Genomic DNA, 7,243 nt, shown 5'->3' on the forward strand with positions numbered 1-7,243 from the left:
CCTGTATTGATCGGCCATCCGAACTCGGCCGGCCTGCTGCGGCTTGAGAGCTTCCTGCACAGCAACGGCGAGCCGTTCCGGGTCATCGATGCACGCGACGACGACCGCGCGGCGGCGCTGATCGAGCAGTACGGCGCCGCCCCCGGCGAGCCGGTGGTCGTGTGCCCGGACGGTGCCGTGCTGGTGAACCCGACCGAAGCAACCCTGGCCCGATGCATCGGCATGGTTGACAGCGCCGAGCGCGAAGAGATCTTCGACGTGGCGATCGTCGGCGCCGGCCCGGCCGGGCTGTCGACGGCCGTCTACGCCGCCTCCGAAGGCCTGCGCGTCGTCGTACTGGACCGGCGCGCCTATGGCGGGCAGGCCGGTGCCAGCGCGCGCATCGAGAACTATCTCGGGTTTCCGACCGGCATTTCCGGCGCCGCACTGACCGGGCGCGCCAGCGTGCAGGCCGAGAAGTTCGGCGCCGAACTGCTGATCCCGGCCGAGGTGCGGTCGCTGGACTGCGCTCGTGCAGGGCCGGAGCGTGAACTCCGGCTGCACCTCGCCGATGGCCGGCGCCTGCGTGCGCGCACGGTCGTCATCGCCAGCGGCGCGCGCTACCGCCGCCTAGAGGTGGATCGACTGTCCGATTTCGAAGGCCGCGGCATCTGGTACTGGGCCTCGGCACTCGAGGCCACACTGTGTGCGCAAACCGAAGTCGTGGTCGTGGGGGGCGGCAATTCGGCGGGCCAGGCCGCCGTCTTCCTGTCACAGCACGCCTCGAAGGTGCACGTGCTGATGCGCGGACCGAGCCTGCGGGCCACCATGTCGCGCTACCTGATCGATCGCATCGGTGCGGCGCCCAACATCGAACTGCGCCCCCACACCGAGATCGTCGAGTTGCATGGCGAGCCGATGAGCGGGCTGGAAGGGGTGACCTGGACCAACCGCCGGGCGGCATCGCAGGAGCATCGCCCGCTGCGCAACGTCTTCCTGTTCGTCGGGGCCGAGCCCGAGACGCACTGGCTTGGCGGGTGCAGCGTCGGCGTCAATCCGCAAGGCTTCGTGCTGACGGGGGCCGGCGTCGAGGTCGATCCCTCGGGCTGGAAGGCCGCGCCGCTGGAAACCAGCGTGCCGGGGGTGTTCGCCGTCGGCGACGTGCGCTCCGGCTCGGTCAAGCGCGTGGGTGGCGCCATCGGCGAGGGCGCTGCGGCGGTCGCACAGATCCACCACCACCTCGCAGGGTTGCCGGCGTAGCGTTGACTCTTTCGCGTGACGCTCGACTTCGTTATCCCGCCGAGCTGCGTCCAGACGGGTTGGTTCTTCGTCGTTTGCGTGGCCGGTGCCGGCGCGCTGATCTGGTGCGTCGCATGGCTCCGCGTGCGCCAGGTCGCCGCGAGAATGCGCCTCCTTCATGAGCAACGCATGGCCGAGCGAGATCACATGGCGCACGAACTCCATGACACCCTGGTGCAAAGCACCCAGGGTCTGATCCTGCGCTTCCAGGCGGCGACCGATCGGATGGCCTCGGACGACCCGGCGCGGGCTGCACTCGCCCAGGTGCTGGACCGCGCCGAAGACGTGCTGAGGCAACAACTCGATCGCCTGTTCGACCCGCGCGAGCCGCCGCGTTCACACGATCGAGTGAACGGCGGGTAAAACGAATGGGGGTTCTGCCGCGGCGATGGAGGGCCTATCGTTCAATCCCCCGCGCCCCAAGGAGCCACGCATGGCCTGCACGAACCGCATCAGTTCCGTGATCACTGAACCGACCGGGCGGGCTGCACGTTCCTTCGCGTTCGGACCTTTCGTGCTCATTCCCCAACGCCAGCTGCTGCTGCAGGGCGACGCACCGGTCCGCCTCGGGGGTCGTGCGCTGGACATCCTCACGGCGCTGGTCGAGCGCCCGGGTGAACTGGTCGGCAAGCGCGAGCTGATGGCGCGTGCCTGGCCGGACGTCGTCGTCGACGAGGGCAACCTGAAGGTCAACATGGCCGCCCTGCGGCGCGCGATCGGCGACGGCGTGGGCATGGCCACGTACATCGCGACGGTGACCGGCCGCGGCTACCGGTTCGTCGCCCCCGTCCAGGCCAACGGAGCACCCGGCTTCATGCCGGCCCCCGCGGCGACGGAGCGGCGCAGCCACAACCTGCCGACCGCCACGACGCGCATCTTCGGCCGGGCGGAGGCGATCGATGCCATCCGGCTCGAACTCGAAGGATCGCGTCTCGTCTCCATCGTCGGCGCTGGCGGCATCGGCAAGACCACAGTGGCGCTCGCCGTGGCCGAACAGGTGCTCGGATCGTTCAGCGACGGCGTCTGGCTGATCGACCTGGCGATGCTCAAGGACCCGGCCCTGGCACCCCACGCCATCGCGACGGCGATCGGCCTGACCGCGCATTCCGAGAGCATGCTGATCCCGCTCTGCGAGTACCTGCGCGACCGTTCGATGCTGCTCGTGATCGACAACTGCGAGCACATCATCGACATCGCCGCCTCCTGTGTCGACCGGATCATCGCAACGGCGGCCGGCGTGAGGATCCTCGTCACGAGCCGCGAGCCGCTGCTGGTGAAGGGAGAACGGGTGCGCAGGCTGCCCGGGCTCGGTGCGCCCCTTCCCTCATCCCGGTTGAATGCCGACGAAGCGCTCACGTTTCCCGCCATCCAGCTCTTCGTGGACCGCGCCACCGACAGGCTAGAGTCGTTCCGGCTCAATGATGCCGATGCGCCCATCGTCGCGGAGATCTGCCGCCGTCTCGACGGGCTCGCACTCGCTATTGAGTTCGCCGCGACGCGCATCGATGCGTTCAGCGTGCGCGATCTGCTGCAGCAGCTAGACGACCGGTTCCGCCTGCTGATCGGGCGCCGGGCGGGACCGGAGCGACACCGCACGCTGACGGCTACGCTCGATTGGAGCTACGGCCTACTGCCGCCCCGCGAGGCCGCGGTGCTGCGCTCCGTGTCCGTGTTCGCGGGCGTGTTCGACGTCGCCGGGGCTGCGGCTGTGGCAGACCGCGTTCCCGCGGAAGCGGCAGACATCCTGGGGCAGCTAGCCGCGAAGTCGCTGCTGGCCACGGACCTCGATGCCGATGGCATCGCCTACCGCCTGCTCGAGACCACGCGAACCTATGCCCTCGAACGCCTACGAGCCGGCGACGAGGATCCGGTGGTCCGCCAACGCCACGCGGAACACCTTTGCGCGACGCTCGAGCGCGCGGCCGGCGAGTGGACCCGGCGCCCGGCCACCGAATGGGGTCGTGCCTATGGGCGCGTCATTGACGACCTGCGCGCTGCACTGGCTTGGACCGGTCGCGATGCGGCGAATCGATCGCTACGGATCCGGCTGACGGTCGCCGGGCTGCTGCTGTGGAATCATTTCTCGCTGACCGAGGAGAGCGGCGTCCATGTGTCGCAGGCGGTCGACGAACTCGAGGCCGCGGACCTCGCCGGAACGGCTTTCGAGATGAAGCTCAAGCTGTGGCTCGGCAGCGCCACCGTGTTCACACGCGGGCTCAAGCCCCGGGCGATGACAGCCTTGCGCCGCGCGCTGGAGATCGCGGTGCGGATTGGCGACACCGACTACCACCTTCGCTGCCTCATGATGATCGGCATCTACGAGCTGTTCACGGGCGAGCACGCTGCAGCGCTGCGCACGCTCGACGACTTCGGAGCGGTCGCCGCGAAGAACGATCCGTCCATCCTGCCCGAGGCCGATGTGCACACCGCCATCGCCGAGCTCTTTCTCGGACGCCTGCACGCCGCCGGGCGGCGGCTCGAAGTCCTCCACGCGCGCGACCAGCGCTATTTCGGCTCATACGCCATCCGGTACCTCTCCGATCCCATCGTTCTCGCGGGTGGGGTGCTGGGGCAGGTGCTGTGGCTGACGGGCCGCGCCGACACGGCCGTGCGCACGGCACAAGCCGCGCTGGAAAGCGCACGCGGGCTCGGGCATCACCTCTCGCTCAACAACTTGCTGTCGTACATCTGCCCGGTCCTCTACTGGAGCGGGCACGTCGACGCCTGTGATCGCCATGTCGCGATGCTGGAAGAGCACGTCACGCGACATGGCCTCGCCGCCCGGCGCCCGGTCGCTAGCTTCTACCGCGCCGCGCTGGCACACACGCGGGGCGACACTTCGTGCGACGCGGTGGCGGCTCTGCAGCAGGCCGTCGAGGAGTTCCGCAGCATCAACCACCTGGCGCGGATGCCGTACTACCTCAGCGTCCTGGCGGACGCGCTCGTGCGTCACGCCCGTCTCGGCGAAGCCGAATCGACGATCCGCAACGCACTCAACATCGCGCATGCGCACGACGAGGGCTGGTGCCTGCCCGAGGTCCTTCGCGTCCAGGCGTCCCTCCGCGTGGCCCAGGGGCGCAACCGCGACGCGGAAGTCCTGCTCGGCCAGTCGATGGCGTCTGCCCGCAAGGTCGGCGCGCTGTCATGGCGGTTGCGCGCAGCTACCGACCTCGCAGGGCTCTGGTGCACCGGGTCGAGAACGGACGACGCACGCCGGATGCTTTCGCCCATCGTCGACGAATTTACCGAAGGGTTCTCGACGCATGACCTGAGGGCAGCGGCCCGCCTGCTGGCTGAGTGCCGCTGCCCCGCCATCACTTGCCCGCCTTGACGTTGCGCTGCAGGAACGAGCGCATCAGCCGGCCGACGGTCTCGCTGTCCTCCTCGAGCGCGAAGTGCCCGGTGTCCAGCAGGTGCAGCTCGGCCTTCGGAAGGTCGCGAAGGTAGGGGTGCGCGCCGGCAGGCGGGAAGATCTTGTCGTTCTTGCCCCAGACGATCAGCATCGGCGGCTGGTGCKTGCGGAAGTAGGCCTGCCAGCCGGGATACAGCGGCGGGTTCGTGCCATAGCTGTAGAACATTTCCAGCTGGATGTCCTTGTTGCCAGGGCGGTCCATGCGGGCTTGGTCGACTGTCCAGGCATCCGGGCTGATGTGGCTCACGTCGCGAATGCCTTCTGTGTACTGCCACTTCGTCGCGCCGATCTCGAACAGCGATCGCAGCTTCGCGCCGTTCGCTTCGGACTTGTCGGCCCAGTACACCTTGGCGGGTGCCCAGAACTCGTTGTCGATTCCTTCGTTGTAGGCATTGCCGTTCTGCACCACGATCGCGGTGATGCGCTCGGGATGGGCCGCCGCGATACGAAAGCCGATGGGGGCGCCGTAGTCCTGCACGTAGAGAGCAAACTTCTTCGCATCGACCGCCGCGGTGAACTTGTCCATCACGCGGGCGAGGTTGTCGAAGCTGTATTCGAACTTGTCCATCGCCGGCATGTCGCTCTGGCCGTAGCCGGGGTAGTCAGGCGCGATCACGCGGTATTTGTCGGCCAGCCGGGGGATCAGGTTGCGGAACATCTGCGACGAGGTCGGGAACCCGTGCAGCAGCAGCAAGACGGGCGCGTTCTTCGGGCCGGCTTCGCGGTAGAAGACGTTCACGCCGTCGACCTTGACTGTGCGGTAGCTGACGGCCGCGGTGCTGACGGAGTTCGACGGTTCGCTCGCGGCAGCGGTGTTGGCCTGGGCGCCGTGCGCCGCAAGCGCCAGCAGCAGGAAGGAAGCGAAGCGCTTGGCGCTGACAGAGGATTTCATGGTGTGTCCTTCAGTGGTTGAGTCGATCGGGGTACATCAGCCTTCGGTGGCGCCGAACATCGCCTTGGCGTAGGCGATGCCCACGCCGTAGCCACCGGCCAGCTGCCGGGCGATGCCGGTGGTCAGGTCGTAGGTCTCGCCGCGCCCCCAGTCCCGCTGCAGTTCAAGCAGGTACTGCAGCGCGGTCATCGGCTGCGCGCCGGCCTGCACCATGCGCTGCATCGCGCGCTCGTGGGCTTCGGCCGTCACGTCACCGCAGGCATCGGTGAGTACAAAGACCTCGAAGCCCTGCTCGATCGCCGACAGCGCCGGCCCCACGATGCACACCGAGGTCCAGAGACCAGCCAGCACCACGCGTGGCTTTGCGATGGCGTTGACGACACGAATGACGTTCGCGTCTTCCCAGCAGTTCATCGTGGTGCGATCGAGCATCTCCTGGTTGGGAAAGGCCTCGATGACCTCGTCGAACATCGGCCCCGAGAAGCTCTTCGCCGCCACGGTGGTCAGAATGGTTGGCACCTTGAAGCCTGCGGCCGCACGCGCCGCGATGCTGGCGTTGTTGCGCAGGCTCACGCCGTCGATGGACTGAGTAGCGAATGCCATCTGCGGCTGGAAGTCGATCAACACCAGCGTGTGATCGGTCGGATTGAGCAGCCGCGAGCCCGCGATGGGCTTGGCAGTGAGGGTCATGGGATCTCTCCTTTGAGGACGGGTTGACGGGTTGCGAGCCCACAGTCTCCCGGCCACGGCACGCATCCACAACGCACCTGAGACCACCCCGTCCTGCCACCTCGGACCAATGGCGAAAGCGAAGGCATCCAGCCACAGTGGGCCTTCCACAACTGCAGATCGGAACTGCCATGACGACTTCACTGTTTCCCAAGATGACCGCGCTGACAGCCGCCTCCAGCCTCGCGCTCGGTGCATGGCTGAGCCCCGGTGTCGTAGCCGCAGCACCGGCCCCGGCAGCAGCAGCCGACAACAAGCAGGTCAGCGTGATCCTGGTCCACGGCGCGTGGGCAGACGGCTCCAGCTGGAACGACGTCGTGCCCCTGCTTCAGGCAAAGGGGCTGACGGTGGTGACCGTGCAGAACCCGCTCAGCGCACTGGCTGACGACGCGGCCGCGACGCAACGGGCCATCGACCGGCAACCGGGGAAGGTGCTGCTGGTGGCGCATTCGTGGGGGGGCGCGGTCATCACCGAGGTGGGCCGGCAGGAGAAGGTGGCCGGCCTGGTCTACGTGGCCGCCTTCGCGCCGGGCGACGGCGAGTCGGTCAACGACATGCTCGCCAACAAGGACATCCCCCCGCCGCCGGGTCTGGCCGGCATCGAGCCCGATTCGCACGGCTATCTGTGGATGAGCACCCGCAACTTCGGCGAGCATTTCGCGCAGGATCTGCCGGCAGCGCGGACCGCACTGCTGGCGGTCAACCAGAAGCCGATCGCCGCGAGGAGCTTCGGTGACAAGGTCAGCATGCCCGCGTGGAAGAGCAAGCCCAGCTGGTATGTCGTGGCCGAGCAGGATCACATGATCCCGCCGCCGGCCCAGAAGGCAATGGCACAACGGGCCGGTGCCAAGGTAACCAGCCTGGAGGCGGGGCACGCCGTGATGATGAGGCGGCCTACGGAAGTGGCCGCCGTCATCATCGAGGCGGCCCGC

At 67.9% G+C, this 7,243-nt stretch carries 6 protein-coding genes; 4 read left to right on the plus strand and 2 right to left on the minus strand.

Annotated elements, in window-relative coordinates; genetic code table 11:
• From AC1D01_RS14820 to AC1D01_RS14830, 3 genes are all read left to right on the plus strand, one after another.
• Positions 1-1,239 (plus strand): NAD(P)/FAD-dependent oxidoreductase (locus tag AC1D01_RS14820; RefSeq protein ID WP_477867458.1); only part of this gene is annotated, 1,239 nt, incomplete at its 5' end.
• Between the two features lie 15 nt (positions 1,240-1,254).
• Positions 1,255-1,641: a histidine kinase gene (locus AC1D01_RS14825; RefSeq protein WP_477867460.1), complete on the plus strand. Its 387-nt coding sequence runs from the start codon at positions 1,255-1,257 to the stop codon at positions 1,639-1,641.
• Positions 1,642-1,711: 70 nt separating this feature from the next.
• On the plus strand, positions 1,712-4,609 hold the full coding sequence (locus tag AC1D01_RS14830; protein ID WP_477867462.1) for an ATP-binding protein: 2,898 nt from the start codon (positions 1,712-1,714) through the stop codon (positions 4,607-4,609).
• On the opposite strand, the gene AC1D01_RS14835 is transcribed toward AC1D01_RS14830, so the two are convergent.
• Together AC1D01_RS14835 and AC1D01_RS14840 are read right to left on the minus strand one after the other, a co-directional pair.
• The gene (locus tag AC1D01_RS14835; protein ID WP_477867464.1) at positions 4,593-5,582 is read right to left on the minus strand and encodes an alpha/beta fold hydrolase; all 990 of its coding nucleotides are present in this window, start codon (positions 5,580-5,582) and stop codon (positions 4,593-4,595) included. The genes AC1D01_RS14830 and AC1D01_RS14835 overlap by 17 nt on opposite strands.
• Before the next feature lie 36 nt (positions 5,583-5,618).
• Positions 5,619-6,272 (minus strand): hydrolase, encoded by a 654-nt coding sequence (locus AC1D01_RS14840; protein ID WP_477867466.1) that lies wholly within the window; start codon positions 6,270-6,272, stop codon positions 5,619-5,621.
• Between the two features lie 170 nt (positions 6,273-6,442).
• Between AC1D01_RS14840 and AC1D01_RS14845 the strand changes: the two genes are divergently transcribed.
• A partial coding sequence (locus tag AC1D01_RS14845; protein ID WP_477867468.1) for an alpha/beta hydrolase occupies positions 6,443-7,243 on the plus strand: 801 nt, incomplete at its 3' end.

The organism is Rhizobacter sp. P3_B12 (assembly GCF_056402895.1).